This is a genomic window from Agrobacterium sp. CG674, from assembly GCF_053521645.1.
In genome coordinates this window covers 410,664-425,940 of the sequence record NZ_JBNWDZ010000001.1, presented here as the reverse complement: position 1 = coordinate 425,940, position 15,277 = coordinate 410,664, and the positions used below count along the sequence as shown (strand labels likewise).

At 57.4% G+C, this 15,277-nt stretch carries 12 protein-coding genes; 5 read left to right on the top strand and 7 right to left on the bottom strand.

Features of this window, described 5'->3' with window-relative positions; all coding sequences use genetic code 11:
• The first annotated feature begins 211 nt into the window (after positions 1 to 211).
• Positions 212 to 2,056, top strand: coding sequence for a methyl-accepting chemotaxis protein (locus ACQZ51_RS02060; RefSeq protein ID WP_448774855.1), 1,845 nt, complete (start codon positions 212 to 214; stop codon positions 2,054 to 2,056).
• A gap of 68 nt (positions 2,057 to 2,124) precedes the next feature.
• Here the strand turns inward: ACQZ51_RS02060 and ACQZ51_RS02055 are convergent, their stop codons facing one another.
• The gene (locus ACQZ51_RS02055; RefSeq protein ID WP_448774853.1) at positions 2,125 to 5,634 is read right to left on the bottom strand and encodes a PAS domain-containing hybrid sensor histidine kinase/response regulator; all 3,510 of its coding nucleotides are present in this window, start codon (positions 5,632 to 5,634) and stop codon (positions 2,125 to 2,127) included.
• Positions 5,635 to 5,839: 205 nt separating this feature from the next.
• Between ACQZ51_RS02055 and mscL the strand changes: the two genes are divergently transcribed.
• Positions 5,840 to 6,268 (top strand): large conductance mechanosensitive channel protein MscL, encoded by a 429-nt coding sequence (mscL, locus tag ACQZ51_RS02050; protein WP_192063402.1) that lies wholly within the window; start codon positions 5,840 to 5,842, stop codon positions 6,266 to 6,268.
• A gap of 116 nt (positions 6,269 to 6,384) precedes the next feature.
• Positions 6,385 to 7,557, top strand: a complete 1,173-nt coding sequence (locus ACQZ51_RS02045; protein WP_448774852.1) for a pyridoxal phosphate-dependent aminotransferase — start codon at positions 6,385 to 6,387, stop codon at positions 7,555 to 7,557.
• A gap of 87 nt (positions 7,558 to 7,644) precedes the next feature.
• Here the strand turns inward: ACQZ51_RS02045 and ACQZ51_RS02040 are convergent, their stop codons facing one another.
• The 6 genes from ACQZ51_RS02040 to motA form a co-directional block, all read right to left on the bottom strand.
• Positions 7,645 to 8,094: a hypothetical protein gene (locus ACQZ51_RS02040; RefSeq protein WP_448774850.1), complete on the bottom strand. Its 450-nt coding sequence runs from the start codon at positions 8,092 to 8,094 to the stop codon at positions 7,645 to 7,647.
• Between the two features lie 5 nt (positions 8,095 to 8,099).
• Positions 8,100 to 9,182 carry a flagellar biosynthesis protein FlhB gene (flhB, locus tag ACQZ51_RS02035; protein ID WP_448774849.1) on the bottom strand — a complete coding sequence of 361 codons (1,083 nt, stop codon included), beginning with the start codon at positions 9,180 to 9,182 and terminating at the stop codon, positions 8,100 to 8,102.
• A gap of 125 nt (positions 9,183 to 9,307) precedes the next feature.
• On the bottom strand, positions 9,308 to 10,351 hold the full coding sequence (gene fliG / locus ACQZ51_RS02030) for a flagellar motor switch protein FliG (RefSeq protein WP_448774848.1): 1,044 nt from the start codon (positions 10,349 to 10,351) through the stop codon (positions 9,308 to 9,310).
• Between the two features lie 27 nt (positions 10,352 to 10,378).
• The gene (gene fliN, locus ACQZ51_RS02025; protein ID WP_448774846.1) at positions 10,379 to 10,921 is read right to left on the bottom strand and encodes a flagellar motor switch protein FliN; all 543 of its coding nucleotides are present in this window, start codon (positions 10,919 to 10,921) and stop codon (positions 10,379 to 10,381) included.
• Positions 10,922 to 10,989: 68 nt separating this feature from the next.
• Positions 10,990 to 11,946 carry a FliM/FliN family flagellar motor switch protein gene (locus ACQZ51_RS02020; protein WP_448774844.1) on the bottom strand — a complete coding sequence of 319 codons (957 nt, stop codon included), beginning with the start codon at positions 11,944 to 11,946 and terminating at the stop codon, positions 10,990 to 10,992.
• Complete coding sequence (gene motA / locus ACQZ51_RS02015) at positions 11,946 to 12,818, bottom strand: flagellar motor stator protein MotA (protein ID WP_448774843.1); 873 nt, start codon at positions 12,816 to 12,818, stop codon at positions 11,946 to 11,948. Before motA ends, ACQZ51_RS02020 begins: the two co-directional genes overlap by 1 nt.
• Positions 12,819 to 13,069: 251 nt before the next feature.
• On the opposite strand from motA, the gene flgF reads away from it, so the two are divergent.
• Both flgF and fliI read left to right on the top strand, forming a co-directional pair.
• Positions 13,070 to 13,804 (top strand): flagellar basal-body rod protein FlgF, encoded by a 735-nt coding sequence (flgF, locus tag ACQZ51_RS02010; protein WP_448774841.1) that lies wholly within the window; start codon positions 13,070 to 13,072, stop codon positions 13,802 to 13,804.
• A 16-nt stretch (positions 13,805 to 13,820) separates the two neighbouring features.
• Positions 13,821 to 15,269 carry a flagellar protein export ATPase FliI gene (gene fliI, locus ACQZ51_RS02005; RefSeq protein ID WP_448774840.1) on the top strand — a complete coding sequence of 483 codons (1,449 nt, stop codon included), beginning with the start codon at positions 13,821 to 13,823 and terminating at the stop codon, positions 15,267 to 15,269.
• Positions 15,270 to 15,277 lie beyond the last annotated feature (8 nt).

Here is a 15,277-nt window from a genome sequence, read left to right as displayed (position 1 = left end):
AATGTCTGTTGATTTTTTTTGAAAGGCTGCAAGACAGATTTCATCGCCCTTTGATTGTTTTTTCTAAATAAGGCAATGAAATCCGTTGTTTGACGTTCATCAAAATCACCTAATTCTCTAATGTTATCGCTATGTTACACGCGCAAAAATTCCCTGAATTTTAACGGTTTTCCCGCATCATGGCGGAATTCAGTCTGTTTCGGGGTATTTTATGGCGCGCTTTCTTCCAAAATCGATAGTGGTGCAGATCGTCTGCCTGACGATCTCACTTATCTTCATGGGCATCCTCGCCGTCGGCACGACAACCTATATGCGGTTGAAGGAAGACGTGATGCAAAGCGCCCAGATCGATACCCAGCGAGCCATCAGAAACATGGCCATGCTTTATGAGTTGAAGATCGGCGGTGTTCAGCTCGCCATGGAAAATGGCGATTTGAAATCCATCAGCAGACCGAGCATCGGCACAATGCGGGATTTCGATCTTGTGGACCGTACGGGTCTGGCCAATGGTGGTGTCGCAACTGTGTTCCAGGCTGAAGGATCCGACTTCGTGCGTATCTCGACCAACCTGAAGAACGAGAAGGGCGAGCGGGCGATGGGCACCAAGCTGGCACTCACTCACCCCGCCTACGCAAGCATTACGAAAGGCCAGGCCTATTTCGGCCAAGCCACTCTGTTCGGCACGGATTATATGACGGGTTACGTACCGGTTTTGTCGAAGACCGGTGCCGCTGTCGGCATTCTCTTCGTCGGCGTACCAATGACGGTCTACCAGGCCCATATGAATGGTCTTCGTGATATCGTCCTGCTGTGCGGCGCAGGCGTCATGCTGGTCTTCGGCTTTTTGGGATATTTCCTCATCAATCGCACGCTGCGCCCGCTCGGCATACTCACAAACGCGGTCAGGTCCCTGTCCCAGGGCAAACTGGATACGAACATTCCCTACGCGCAAAGCGGCAACGAATTCGGCAATATTGCCCGCGCGCTGGAAGTCTTCCGCGACAACGCCCATGAGAAACTCATCATCGAAGGACGCAGCGCGGAAGAACGTGCCGAGGCCGAAGCCGAACGGAGCCGTAACGACGCCGAAAAGCGCGAGACGGATCGCCAGATCGATTACGCCGTCAACCAGCTGGCCGGTGGCCTTGCCCGCCTGTCGCAGGGTGATCTGACCCAGACCATCGACACGCCCTTCTCCGGTCGTCTGGAGCAGCTGCGCAACGACTTCAACAACTCGCTCTCCAATCTGAAGGATGTTCTGGCGCAGATCCGCGATAGAACTCTGGTTATTCAGAACAATGGCATTGAAATGCGCGAATCCTCCAACGACCTGTCGCGCCGCACGGAATCGCAGGCAGCGTCTCTGGAAGAAACCGCTGCCGCCGTTGAAGAGATCACCGTCACCGTGAAGTCTTCGGCCGAGCGCGCCCGTGAAGCCAACGAGGCCGTTCGCATCACCCAGAAAAGCGCCGATAGTTCCGGCACGGTCGTCAAGAACGCCATCGACGCGATGGGTCGTATCGAAGATGCATCCAAGAAAATCGAACAGATCATCGAAGTCATCGATGAAATCGCCTTCCAGACCAACCTTCTGGCCTTGAATGCCGGTATTGAAGCGGCACGTGCCGGTGACGCGGGCAAGGGCTTTGCCGTGGTGGCGCAGGAAGTGCGTGAGCTTGCACAGCGTTCGGCAGATGCTGCACGCGAAATCAAGGCACTGATCAACCAGTCCACCAACGAGGTCGGCACCGGCGCGCTTCTGGTGCAGGAAGCCGGACAGGTTCTGTCCGATATTAGCCAGCAGATCGTGGTCGTCAGCAAGCACGTTGAAACCATCGCAACAGCCACCGCCGACCAGTCATCGGCGCTGCATGAGGTCAACGGCTCCGTCAACCAGATGGACCAGATGACCCAGCAGAACGCGGCAATGGCGGAAGAATCGAGCGCCGCAACGCAGATGCTGTCTGAAGAAGTCGAAGCTCTGCTCGGTCTCGTCGAACGCTTCCAGATCGGCGAGCCAGTCCAGCAGCAGGGTCGCTACAACCGCGCTGCCTAAAGCAAGCGCACCCTTTTAGCCAAACCATATGCGGGCCGTCTGAATCTCAGACGGCCCGTTTGCGTTTGTCACTCCGCCGCTGCCCGGGTGACGCTGAAAACCTGGTTGATATAGGCCCGCAGCGCGGCTGGACGCACGGGCTTGTGCTGCACGGCAATGCCTTCCTTCTCGGCCTGCGCGCGCACCTCCAAGGTTCTGTCGGCGGTAATCAGAAGCGCCGGAATGTCCTTGGCATAGACCTGCCTTAAACGAAGAACCGCATCTATGCCGTTTCCATCATCCAGATGATAATCGGCAATGACAAGATCGGGAGCACGGGCTTCTATATCGGTCCATTGACCAATCTCGGCAAAGGAGCCCGCCTGGCTGACCTCGCAGCCCCAGCCAGACATCAGCAAGCGCATGCCTTCCAGTATCTTCGGCTCGTTGTCGATGCACAGCACGCGAAAGCCGTGCAGCTGTTGCGCGATAGGCGTTGGTGCATCACGCTCCACCAATCGGGCGGCGCGGCCCTGCGTCATCTCACGCGGCAGGTGTACCCGAAAAGACGTGCCCCTGCCCTGCACCGAAGACAGATGGACCGGGTGATGTAGAATGCGCGAGAGACGGTCAACGATCGAAAGACCAAGCCCCAGTCCAGCCGCCGTCTTTGCCCCCTCATCCAGCCGCGCAAACTCCTTGAAAATGGTGCGAAACTTGGATGAGGGAATGCCGATGCCGGAATCGACCACCTGAATGACAGCCTCCTTGCCCCGGCGGCGCACACCGACAATGACCTTGCCGGACAGGGTGTATTTGATGGCGTTGGAAACGAGGTTCTGCACCAGACGCCGCAGCAGGTTGATGTCGGATTTCACGGTCAGCGATGTGGGCATGACGATGAGTTCAAGGTTTCTCTCGCGGGCCATGGGCGCGAAATCCGTCTCGATGCGCTTGAACAGATCATTGAGCGGCACCGACGCCATGCGCGGCTTCATCGAGCCGGTGTCGAGGCGCGAAATATCCAGCACGGCACCCAGAATGGTCTCTACCGATTCCAGTGCCGAGTCGATGTTGAGCGCCAGCGCGCCATTTTCGGTTTCCCCGACACGCTCGACCAGCGCCGAAGAATAGAGCCGTGCCGCATTCAGCGGCTGGAGAATATCGTGACCGGCGGCGGCGAAAAAGCGGGTCTTGCCCACATTGGCCTCATCCGCCGCCGCCCGCGCTTCGGCCAGTTCGTGGTTTACGCGGGTCAGCTCTCCGGTGCGCTGTTCCACCCGCTGCTCCAGCGTTTCATTGGCCTGCTTCAACGCCTGGTCGCTTGCCACGCGCTGGGTAATATCGGTGAAGGTTGCAACGATGCCCTTGTCCGGCATGGCATTGGAGCGAACCTCGATGATGCGCGCCCCACCCGCCAGCACCAGCGAAAACGGCATATCCATCCTCAGAAACAGCTCGATGGTCTGGCTCTGCTGGCCGGGCGCAATATCGCCGCGCTCTTCCAGCATGCCGACAATGTCGGAGAGAGGCAGGCCGACCCGTCCGAACTGCTCCGGCAGATCCAGCAGGGTGCGGAAGCGCCGGTTCCAGATGGTCAGTTGCTGGGAGCTGTCGAAAACCGCAATGCCCTGATCCATCTGCGCAAGCGCTGTCTGCAGCATGTCCTGATTGTATTGCAGCGCCTCACTGGCCTGATCCAGCAGCCACACGGTGTCGGCACTGGTATCCTCCGTCTTTTGCAGGATGAGCGACAGCACCAGCCTTGCCGAAGAGGAGCCGATGGCGCTGCCCAGCAATTGCTCGGAAAAATGCACGAGCGCCATATCGGCGGGTTGGTCGTCCTCCAGCTTGCGGCCAGCGGTTTTCTCATAGGCTGCCAGCGAGCGCAGCATCCTTTCCTCGCCGAGATAGCGCCCTACGGCCGCCTTCAGATCACCCACACTCACCCGTGTTTTCCAGCCGCGAGTCGCGAATTGCGATTTGGAGTGGCGCTTCACGAAAATGCCGGACTGGATGCGCTCAGCCGGTCTTGGGTTGCGCGATAGCGAACCCAGCACAAAGGCCACACAATTGACCAGCAGACTCAAGGTCACGGCATTGACGAGCGGGTCCGCCCCCGGCCCGCTGAAGACAACAGCGCCGGGAAACAGGAAGCTGAGAACCGTTGCAGCCACATGAGAATTATCCGGTCCGCCAAGGCTTGGAAGAAACAGCAGATAGGCCCAGATGATGAAGCCGGAACTTAAGCCCGCAATAGCGCCGCGCGCATTGGCCCGCCTCCAGACCAGCCCACCCAGAAGTGAGGGTGCCATTTGTGCGATGGCTGCAAAGGCCAGCAGGCCGATGGAGGCAAGGCCGGACGCGCTGTCTGCCGCGCGGTAATAGGCATAGCCCAGAAACAGAACCGCGAAGATGGCGGTGCGGCGAATGTTGAGAAGGGTTCGGGCAAAATCATCGCGGTGCGCTGTGCGGTTCAGCAGTTTTTGTCGCAGGAAAATCGGCATGACGATATCGTTCGACACCATGATGGACAGCGCCACCGAGGCGACGATGACCATGGCCGTGGCTGCCGAAAACCCGCCGATGAAAGTAATGAGTGACACGACCGGCATCTGGTTGACCAGCGGCAATTGCAGCACATAAAGGTCGGCATTGCCATTGCTGCCCAGCGTCAGAAGCCCGGCAATGGCGATGGGCAGCACGAAGATGTTGATGGCGATGAGGTAGAGCGGGAACAGGAACTTCGCCGTGCGCAACTCGTTCGGCGTGCGGTTTTCAACCACCGTGACATGAAACTGGCGCGGCAGCAGAATGATGGCGAAGGCAGATAGCAGCGTCAGCACGATCCAGCGACTGATCGGCGTCTGGTAGGACATGGCCTGCATGACCTGCGTATTCTCAGATGCCAGCCGCCAGAGCTGCGCCGGGCCATCGAACAGGAAAAATACGACATAGACACCCGCCGTGCAGATGGCCACGAGCTTGACCACCGATTCCATGGAGATGGCGAGAATGAGCCCATCCTGATGCTCGGTCGCATCCGTGTGGCGGGTGCCGAACATGACGGCGAAACCGGCCATGATGACCGTGACCAGAAGCGGGAGATCCAGAAAATAGAGGTTGCCGCTTCCAATGCCGTAAGCGGTCGGGTCCACCATGGCGGCAACCGAATTGGAAACGGATTTGAGCTGAAGGGCGATGTAGGGAATGGCGCCCACCAGCGCGATGACCGACACCAGCGTGGCGACTGCCGGGTTCTTGCCGTATCTGGCCGCAATGAAGTCTGCGACCGAGGTCAGTTTTTCGGCTTTGGCCAGCTCCACGATGCGACGCAGAATGGGCATACCCAGCGTGAAGGCGAGGATTGGGCCGGTATAGATACCAAGAAATTCCAGCCCTCGCTCCGATGCCAGACCGACACCGCCGAAATAGGTCCAGGATGTGCAATAGATGGCAAGGCTCAGCGCATAGACAACCGGCCTGCCCTTGTTGGAGACGGGTTTCTGACGGCTCTTGCGGTCACCATAGCTTGCCACTGCAAAGAGCAGCAGAATATAGGCGAACGCCGATACGAATATAATCCACCCCGGAAGCACTGGCTGTTCTCCCCACCATCCTCAGGCCAAGCATAAGCCAGTTCCGGGGCAATGAGAATTGGCTCTTGCCTTGGCATAAAGTTTAACATGGTGAAACTGCTGGTTTTTCGCAGCACATATCTGCACATTCGAAATTTGAGATGTTATCAATGAACACCCATTCCAAAGATTTGGGTCGAGAGGGCTTGAGAGAGGGATATCTGGAATGCTGAACGAGTTTAAAACTTTCATCGCACGCGGCAATGTCATGGACCTTGCCGTGGGTGTCATCATCGGCGCGGCGTTCAGCAAGATCGTCGAATCCGTGGTCAACGACCTAATCATGCCCATCGTGGGCGCGGTGTTCGGCGGCTTTGATTTTGCCAATTACTTCCTGCCGCTCAGTTCAAAGGTCACGGCGGATTCGCTGACTGCCGCCCGCGAACAGGGCGCGGTGTTCGCCTATGGCAACTTTCTGACTGTCGTCATCAACTTCGTCATCCTGGCCTGGATCATCTTCCTGATGGTGAAGGGTGTGAACAAGCTGCGCGCCTCTGTCGAGCGCCAGAAGGTCGAGGAGAAGAAGGCACCGGCCCCACCACCGGAAGACGTGCGGCTGCTCACAGAAATCCGCGATCTGTTGAAGACCCGCTGATAGCCAAGATAGTCCGGTGTGGATGATCCATCATAAAAATCCGTGATGTCTTCACACAATATCATGCACGCCGGGTGCTCCATGCGCTAAGAAGGCACTTCCATTGGAGTGCCTTCATGTCTGTTCTGAAAAGTCTAAGTGCCCGCTCTCTCTCGACGCCCGAAAGCGGCATCGTCGAGGTCAAGAAATACGCCCATGCCCGCGAAAATCTCCTGCCACTCTGGGTGGGTGAAGGCGATCTACCCACGCCAGCCTTCATTGCGCAGGCCGCGGCAGACGCGCTGACGGGCGGAGAAACCTTCTACACCTGGCAGCGCGGCATTCCTGAGCTGCGCGAGGCGCTCGGTCGCTATTACCAGCGCCATTTCGCCGCCGAGCTTTCATCCGACCATTTCTATGTCACCGGCTCCGGCATGCAGGCCATCGTCCTTGCGGTGCAGGCCCTCACCTCCCCCGGCGACGAAATGATCTATCTGACGCCAACCTGGCCCAATATTGTCGCGGCCATCGGTGTTGCCGGTGCCAAGGCCGTTCCCGTCGGCATCGATTTCACCCATGGCAAATGGGATATCGACATCGCCAAGCTGGAGCAGGCCATCACGCCGAAGACGAAGGCGCTCTTCATCAACACCCCATCCAACCCGACCGGATGGACGGCAACGCTGGATAATCTGCGCGAGATTCTGGCGCTTGCCCGCAAGCACGGCCTCTGGATCATCGCTGACGAGATTTACGCGCTCTACCATTATGCCGGGCAGCGTGCGCCGTCGTTCCTCGACATCATGGACGAGGGTGATCGCATCGTCTTCGCCAATTCCTTCTCCAAGAACTGGTCGATGACGGGCTGGCGTGTGGGCTGGCTGGTGGCGCCGCCGGAAATCGGTCAGGTCATCGAAAACCTCATCCAGTATTCCACATCAGGCGTGGCCCAGTTCATGCAGCGCGGTGCCATTGCCGCACTCGATCAGGGTGATGACTTCATCAAACAGAATTTTGCCCGCGCCGCCAAATCGCGTGACATTCTCTGTGACGCGCTGATTGCCACCAACAGGGTGGAGACATTGAAGCCCGATGGCGCACTCTACGCCTTCCTCAAGATCGATGGCGTGACGGACAGCCGTGCGGCAGCCTTCGACATTGTTGACAAGGTCGGCGTCGGCCTTGCACCCGGCAAAGCCTTTGGCGCGGGCGGAGAGCTGTTTCTGCGCGCCTGCTTCCTGCGCAATCCGACGCAGATCGAGGACGCGGCAGACCGGCTATCGAGCTATATTCTGGATAAAACGCGCTGACCGACGACAAGCGGCAAGGACAATCAGAGGATTGCCCTTGCCGTTCCATATTTCATGTCGTGGAGGTCGGTGCCGCCTTAAAGACGCTTAATGCGCTGTGCTGGTGGGAGCAGCTTCGCGGGTCCGGTAAAAGGTCGCGTGGCGTAAACTATCGGCCAGAAACGCGGTATTTTCGTTCGGATCGCTCGATGGATTCTGGAAATTGATATGGTTGATGTTGATGCCGGCGTGGTCCTTGCCCAGCTGTAGCTGCGCGTAGATGGTGACGCCTTTCGGCTTGATTTCCAGGTCCAGAGTGATGGACGGATAAGTGTCCCAGTCCAGCTTGTAGTCTCCACCAATGCCGAAATAGACAGTGCCTGGATGGAAATAGAGCTCAGCCGCCGAATCCACGAGATCCGACAGGCTGCTGTAATATTCGAATTTAAGAAGGGAGATCAGATCTCCCGCATCGATTAAACGAAGCTCGGCTGCCACAGGACCAATCGCACGAGCCAAGATTTCTTCCCGTTCAGCCGAATATGCGCATTTTTTCATATTGATCAGTTTACCCGTCTTTTGTTTTGGCGCGCTGCGTAGACCTTGTGAATCAGTTCCGCAACCGCCTTATAAAATACTGACGGGATGACACTATCGACCGAGACTTGCGCAAACATGGAGCGGGCAAGCGGCGGGTCTTCAAAAATGGGGATTCCGTTCTCCGTGGCGATCTCTCTGATCCTTAATGCGATCAGATCCTGCCCCTTTGCAACCACGACGGGCGCATCGCTCTCATCCTTCACGTAGCGCAATGCAATCGCGTAGTGAGTCGGGTTGGTGATAACAAGTGTCGCTCTTGGAACACCGTCCATCATTCTGCGGCGGGCGCGATCGCGGGCGATGGAGCGCTGACGGGCCTTGACCACCGGGTCACCCTGCGACTGCTTGTACTCGTCCTTCACTTCCTGCTTGGTCATGCGCTGCTGGCTGTGCCAGCGGTAATTGGTCCAGAAGTAGTCGGCCACCGCCAGAATGCCCGTCGAAAACAGGACAATGACGACCATCTTTTTCAGGATGTTATAGCCGGTCTGCATGATGCTGTGGGGATCGGTAACCAGCGCGTTGAGCAGATTGTAATAATCGTTCGTCAGCATCGTCACCACGATGATGCCGACGATGACGACCTTGAACAGGGATTTGCCGAAGTTGACGAGGCCATCGACACTGTAAATGCGGGTAAAGCCTTTGACGGGCGATATTCGCGATATTTGCGGTGAGATCCGGTCCAGCACGAATTGCGGCAGGTTCTGCGCGAAGGACTGCCCAAGGCCCAGCACGATGAACAGCACGGCTGCCGGCAGAAGCAGCGCCGCGATTTCCTTGGACAGATGCAGGCCGAGCGACACCATGTCGGTCGCCGTGTTCAGCCGCCACTGCTCCGGCCGCTCGATAATGTCTCCGAGCGTTTCACCCAGTCTCTTGATGCCATCGGGCATGAAAAAAACGAGGTAGAGATAGAAGGCGAGCATCGAAGAAAACAACGCCGCTTCCTGGGATGAGGGCACATTTCCCTTCTCCTCCGCATCGCGTAGTTTTTTCTCTGTTGGTTCTTCTGTTTTACTGTCTTTGTCTTCGCCGTCTGACAAGACACGTCCCCTGAATGAAAAAGGCCCGCCGGTACAGGCAGGCCGTTATTCTCAAGGTATAGAGGGCAGACGTCCCTCGCAAGGCGCGCGCGCCCACCCCACAGCTTTTATCGGCGCGCCTGGCCTTATGCGGCGGCTGCTCCGTCGGCAGGGGCCGCTTCTTTCAGCACGATCTGGCCAGAATTGGCCAGACGAATGGCTTCCTGCGCAACCGCGCGGCGGGCGATGGCCACTTCGCGGGTGTTGAGCGATGCGGTCGGCACGGACAGATCCGATTCGATCATGCGGCGCTGGCGCGGGCTGATGCAGGACAGCACACATTCCTTGATCTCGTTCGTGGCACCGCGAAGCGCCATTGTGAGAATGTCGGCCGAGACGTCGTTGAGAAGCGAAACGCGGCTGCGCTGCGGCATGTAGAGAAGGTCTTCGAACAGGAAGATCTTCGGCTTGACCTTGTTGGCAGATTCCTTGCTGAGCGTTTCCAGAGAGCTGAGCAGGGTATCGACCTGCGGCTTTTCCAGTTCGTTCATAAGATCGGCAACCTTTGCCGAACCTGCTGCATTGCGCTCGGCTTCCAGTTCGGTAATCAGCGCCATGACGCGCTTTTCGATGATCTGGGCGGCGGCAGGGCTGACTTCCTTCATGTTGACCGTGCGGTTCATGATGTCGGCGCGCTGCTCGTCGGGAATGGTCAGAAGAACCTTGGCACCGAAAGAGGATGGCAGCATGGTGAGGATATAGGCGATGGTCTGAGGATGTTCGCGAAGCAGGAACTTGCCGATGAACTGGGGGTCTGCGTCCTGCAGCTGATCCCAGATAGAGGTTTCGAAAGCCTGGAAGGCGGTCCGCCGACCTAAAAGACCATCCACCTCTTCAGGTGTCAGGCCTTCTTCGAGAATGCTCTCGATGGCCTTGGCGTTGTCCATCAGGCCTGTGCCTTCGGTGAACAGGTCTTCGAATTCCGCCACGATGATGGCGAGCTCGTCTGGCGGAATCACGCGAAGTGTCTGTGCCGAATTGATAATGGTCTGCAACTCGGCCTGGGTAAAAAACTTGAGGAGTTTTCCGGCCACGCCTTTTCCCATCGCCAAGAGTACGGCGGCGGCTTTGTCTGCCTGAGACAACGGCTTCCCAGCAATTGGGTTGCCGAAATCCTCAAAGTCCATCATGGTCTTTCCTCTCCGTCCCCACAGGGATTAGGCTTTCTTGGTACTCAACACTTCAATCAGCTTTACACCAAAGCGTGTATCGTCGTCTTCCAGTACGGTGATCTCGCCCCGTGCGATGCAGCGGCCGTTCACCATGATTTCGACAGGTTCACCGATTCGCCGCTCAAGCGCAATGGTTGCACCTTCTTCCAGTCCCATCAGACCGGAAACCAGCATACGGCTGGTGCCAAGCACGATCTGAACATCGATGGGAATATCCATGATCAGATCGAAATTATCCGTCAGGCCGCTGCCCAGTGGCGAGGGCGATGCGGCAAGCGGGGCTGAGCTGGAGCCGAAATCGGACGTGCCGAAGCTGTCCATTCCACCACCAAATGCCGGGAGATCGTCGCCTGCCGGTTCAGCGTCAACTGAGCCAAAGTCTCCGAAATCGCCGAAATCCGATAGCGCTCCATCCGAATCGCTTTTCAGTACACCGCGCAGATCACCGATTGCCTGGTCCAGATCGCCCGTATCATCGAGCGAAGGCAGGAAATCGTCTTCGGTTTTGGGTGTCTTTTTCGTAGCCATGCGCTAATTATTCCCTTTGAAACTTGCGTCAAGCTGCCCACGCCTCTCAAAGAGGCATGTCGGGCGTTTTAACCCATCAAATGTCTAAGAATTTCGTCGTCCGTGCTCACATTGTTCTTCACGCGAACCGTGTATTTGTCTCCCGCACGACCAAACTCACAATTGTACATATTCGCCCCATTGGCGCTGACTTCGACGCAAATGTCGTCCTGCCTGATATCACGGAAGGGAATGACATCGCCTGGCACCAGACGAGAGATCGTCTTCAGCGTCAGGCTCTGCAATCGTATCTTGGCTTCCAGCGTTACTTGTGAACGCTTCACCTGTTCGGAGATCATCTCCATCCATTCTTCCTGCTTCTTCATTGCCTGTGCCGATGCCTTCGGCGCCAGAATGGTCGTCTTCAGCAGCGCGCGCTGCGGAATGACCAATGCGAATTCGGAAGCAACCTTGCCGATCTGCACCTTGAGGCGGATCAGAATGCCGTATTGGGCCGTAATAGCCTCTTCGAAAATGGTCTTGCCATTGCCGTTGAAGGGGGGATCGATCGTGGGTTCAAAACCGCCCGGCGCATTGATCGACGAGCGAAGCACTTCACCCAGACGCCCAAGCACGAGCGCGGCCAGATCAAGCTCGATATGCGACAATGCCCGGACTTCCGGTTCCATGATCGTATCGGGGGCAGCACCCAGCATGCGCTCCATCAAAGCCATGATAAAGGCCGTGCCGGTTGCCATCAGGAAATTTGGGCACCAGTTGCGCAGTGAACAATCGGCAACGGCAAAGTCCTTGCCAAGCTTGCTGACCAAATCGGTCATGAGCCCGGATTCGCAACCGACATAATCCACCTCGATGGCGATGCCTGTCTCGCTGTGGAACGTATCCGGCAGGAAGTTGCCGTAGATCTGCCCGATGTCGGCACCGATCTTGGCCACCTTCTTGCTGTCTCCCAGGCCACCCGTCAGCTTTGCCAGCAGCGCGGGTTCCATGGGTGTGACATTCGATTGTACAGCATTCGCCATCATCAAGCCGCCTTCTGGTCGCCGCCCGGGTTCATCATTTCCTGTTCCACGGCATCGATAGACGGACGCTCATGGTTGGAAATCGTCTTGCGTCCATATTCGAGCGCAACCTGAGGAACCGAGCCATTCATGTAGGCCAGCAATGTCTGCTTGACGATGATGTAGAGGCGGTGCTGCTTGGAGCGGACGATTTTTACCTGCGATGCCAACGGGTTACAGATGGAGTAGGACAGAATGATACCCAACATCGTGCCCACGAGCGCCGCACCGATGAGGCCACCGAGAATCGCGGGCGGTTCGTTGATCTTACCCATGGCCTTGATAACGCCGAGAACCGCGGCCACGATACCGATGGCGGGGAAGGAGTCACCCATGGCGGTGATGGCGTGATAGGGCTTCATCTTGTCGTAGAGGATGGTTTCGATTTCCTCGTCCATCAGCGCCTCGATCTCATGGCTGCGAGCATTGCCGATGATGATGAGGCGAACATAGTCGCAGATGAAGGATGTGAGTTCCTTGTTTTTCAGAACAGATGGCGCGATCTGGAAAATCGAGGATTCTTCCGGATTGTCGATGTGAGCTTCAATTTCGTTGCGGGATTTGGTGCGAAGGTCGCGCATCAGCGAATAGAGCACGCCCAGAACATCCAGATAGTGGCGCTCTTTCGGCACGGCATATTTGAATGCTTCGCCAAGCGCCTTACCGCTGTCTTTGACCACCTTCATCGGGTTGGCCATGATGAAGCCGCCGAGACCAGCGCCACCGATGATGACGAGCTCGAATGGCTGGAACAACACGTCCAGATGGCCGCCCATGGCCATGTATCCGCCAAGGATACAGCCAAAAGTAATCACTAATCCGATAACAATATTCATCTGAAGCTCGCGTCTGATGCCAATTTCGCATCTCAGGGATAGGGGACATGCCTTGTGCGAGGCTGGCTGGTCTCGCAGTTTGTTGCGGCCGTTCACCCAAATGATGATCGCCTTATCGCGCCTGTGCCGCCGCTCTCCTTTATAAGCAGTCATTCAAAAGCTTCGCGCAAGCCAGTGTCCGTATCTCAGTAAACAGAAGGTTGCGATGTAGAAGCCGCGCCTTTTCTTGAAGTAATGGACAGGAGACAGGCATGCAGTCTGGTATTTACGTAGGCATATCCTCCCAGATCGCCCTGGAACGTCGTCTCACGACCATTGCGGACAACATTGCCAACATGAACACGGTCGGGTTTCGCGGCACGGAGGTCAAATTCGACCAGGTGATGAGCCAGACGCGCAACGACCTGAAGGCCGACATCGCATTCGTCACGCAGGGCAGCGACTACTTGTCCACCCGCAACGGCGAAATGATCCAGACCGGCAATCCCTTCGACTTCGCGGTCAAGGGCGATGGCTGGTTTGCCATCGACACACCCGCAGGTCAGGTCATGACCCGCGACGGCCGCTTCTCCATGGGCACAACAGGCGAACTCGTCTCCACGCAGGGCTATCCGGTTCTCGACGCAGGCGGCGCACCGATCCAGCTCAACCCGGCAGCTGGCGAGCCGACCGTCGGCTCCGATGGCCGCATTCTGCAAAACGGCACGACGGTTGCACAGCTGGGAATTTTCACCGCAGACGCCAATAAGGGCTTCGTGCGCCATGAAAACAGCGGCGTCATCTTTTCCGAAGCTCCGCAGCCAGCTGTCGACACCGGCTCTATCGGCGTGATCCAGGGCTATGTCGAACAGTCCAACATCAACGCCATCAGCCAGATGACACAGCTCGTGCAGGTCAACCGCGCCTTTGAGGGCATTTCTTCGCTGATGAAATCGACCGAGGATTCCTTTTCACAGGCTATCCGCACCCTCGGCGGCGGCCAGTAAGCGGCGCGTGGCATAAATGGAAACCGAGATCGACACAGAGCTCAAGACTGAAATTGGCACCGGGAGTGATAGTCCCGCGTCAGCGCCTCCAAGCATTTTCACCCGGCTCGAAACGCTTGCGCAGCTTTTGGAAACGCAGATCGCATCCGGTGCATCCCTGTCTCGCGGTGGGCGTGTCAAAACCATCGCGGCCGGGCATTATACGGTCAGCGGTCTTTCCGAACATGTGCGTCTTGGCGAATTCGTCGTCCACAAAAGCGAATCAAGCCTGCATCTGGGTGAAGTTGTGCGGGTGGAGCCGGACCTGATCTATGTCTGCCCCATCGAACCGGGCGACCCCATCGGCGTCAACGACGTTGTCTTGCGCGAAGGCGAGTTCCGCGTCGAGCCTGATGACACATGGTGCGGCCGCACCATCAACTCGCTCTGCAAGCCCATCGACAACAAGGGACCGCTGGTCAGGGGAGCCCGGAAGCGGTCTGTTCTGGCCCTGCCGCCGCCATCCATGACGCGAAGCCGTGTTGTTACCGGCTTTCGCACAGGCGTCAAAGCCATCGATATCTTCACGCCGCTGTGCCTTGGCCAGCGTCTTGGCATTTTCGCAGGCTCTGGTGTGGGCAAATCCACGCTTTTGTCCATGCTGGCGCGGGCCGATGCCTTTGACAAGGTTGTCATCGCTCTCGTGGGTGAACGTGGCCGCGAAGTGCGTGAATTCATCGAGGACACGCTCGGCGACAACATGAAGAAATCCATCGCGATCGTTGCGACGAGTGACGAAAGCCCGATGCTGCGCAAGATGGCGCCGCTTGTGGCCATGACGGTTGCGGAACATTTTCGCGACAAGGGCGAAAACGTCCTGTTCATTGCCGATAGTATCACCCGCTTTGCCCATGCCATTCGCGAAGTTGCGATTGCCGCTGGCGAGCCGCCGATTGCGCGTGGCTATCCGGCATCGGTCTTTACCGAACTGCCACGCCTTCTCGAGCGCGCCGGACCTGGCCCTGAGGGTACCGGTACGATCACGGCCATCATCTCCATTCTCGTGGATGGCGACAACCACAATGACCCGATTGCCGATGCGACACGCGGCATTCTGGATGGTCACATCGTGCTGGACCGTTCGCTTGCGGATGAGGGTAGATACCCCCCGATCAATCCCCTCGCCTCGATTTCGCGCCTGTCACACAAGGCATGGACGCCCGACCAGCAGAAGCTGGTGTCCCGGTTGAAGTCATTGATCCACAATTTCGAGGAAACCAAGGACTTGCGCCTGATCGGCGGATACCGCCCAGGCGTCGACGCCGAACTCGACATGGCGGTCAAGCAAGTGCCGTTCATTTACGACGTGCTCAAGCAATCGCCGGGAGATCGCACGGTCATTGACGCCTATGCAGAACTGGCAAATGCCCTGCGAAATGCGCCCGTTAACAACCAGCCAGCACCGATCCAGCGACGGGGGCCATGATGTTGAAA

What these genes read in the sequence shown, in the direction of transcription:
- mscL (WP_192063402.1), top strand. Translation starts at nt 5,840, where the DNA reads ATGCTGAACGAGTTTAAAACTTTCATCGCACGCGGCAATGTCATGGAC.
- ACQZ51_RS02060 (WP_448774855.1), top strand. Translation starts at nt 212, where the DNA reads ATGGCGCGCTTTCTTCCAAAATCGATAGTGGTGCAGATCGTCTGCCTG.
- motA (WP_448774843.1), bottom strand. Translation starts at nt 12,818, where the DNA reads ATGAATATTGTTATCGGATTAGTGATTACTTTTGGCTGTATCCTTGGC.
- fliG (WP_448774848.1), bottom strand. Translation starts at nt 10,351, where the DNA reads ATGATGGACTTTGAGGATTTCGGCAACCCAATTGCTGGGAAGCCGTTG.
- fliN (WP_448774846.1), bottom strand. Translation starts at nt 10,921, where the DNA reads ATGGCTACGAAAAAGACACCCAAAACCGAAGACGATTTCCTGCCTTCG.
- flgF (WP_448774841.1), top strand. Translation starts at nt 13,070, where the DNA reads ATGCAGTCTGGTATTTACGTAGGCATATCCTCCCAGATCGCCCTGGAA.
- ACQZ51_RS02040 (WP_448774850.1), bottom strand. Translation starts at nt 8,094, where the DNA reads ATGAAAAAATGCGCATATTCGGCTGAACGGGAAGAAATCTTGGCTCGT.
- ACQZ51_RS02045 (WP_448774852.1), top strand. Translation starts at nt 6,385, where the DNA reads ATGTCTGTTCTGAAAAGTCTAAGTGCCCGCTCTCTCTCGACGCCCGAA.
- ACQZ51_RS02020 (WP_448774844.1), bottom strand. Translation starts at nt 11,946, where the DNA reads ATGATGGCGAATGCTGTACAATCGAATGTCACACCCATGGAACCCGCG.
- fliI (WP_448774840.1), top strand. Translation starts at nt 13,821, where the DNA reads ATGGAAACCGAGATCGACACAGAGCTCAAGACTGAAATTGGCACCGGG.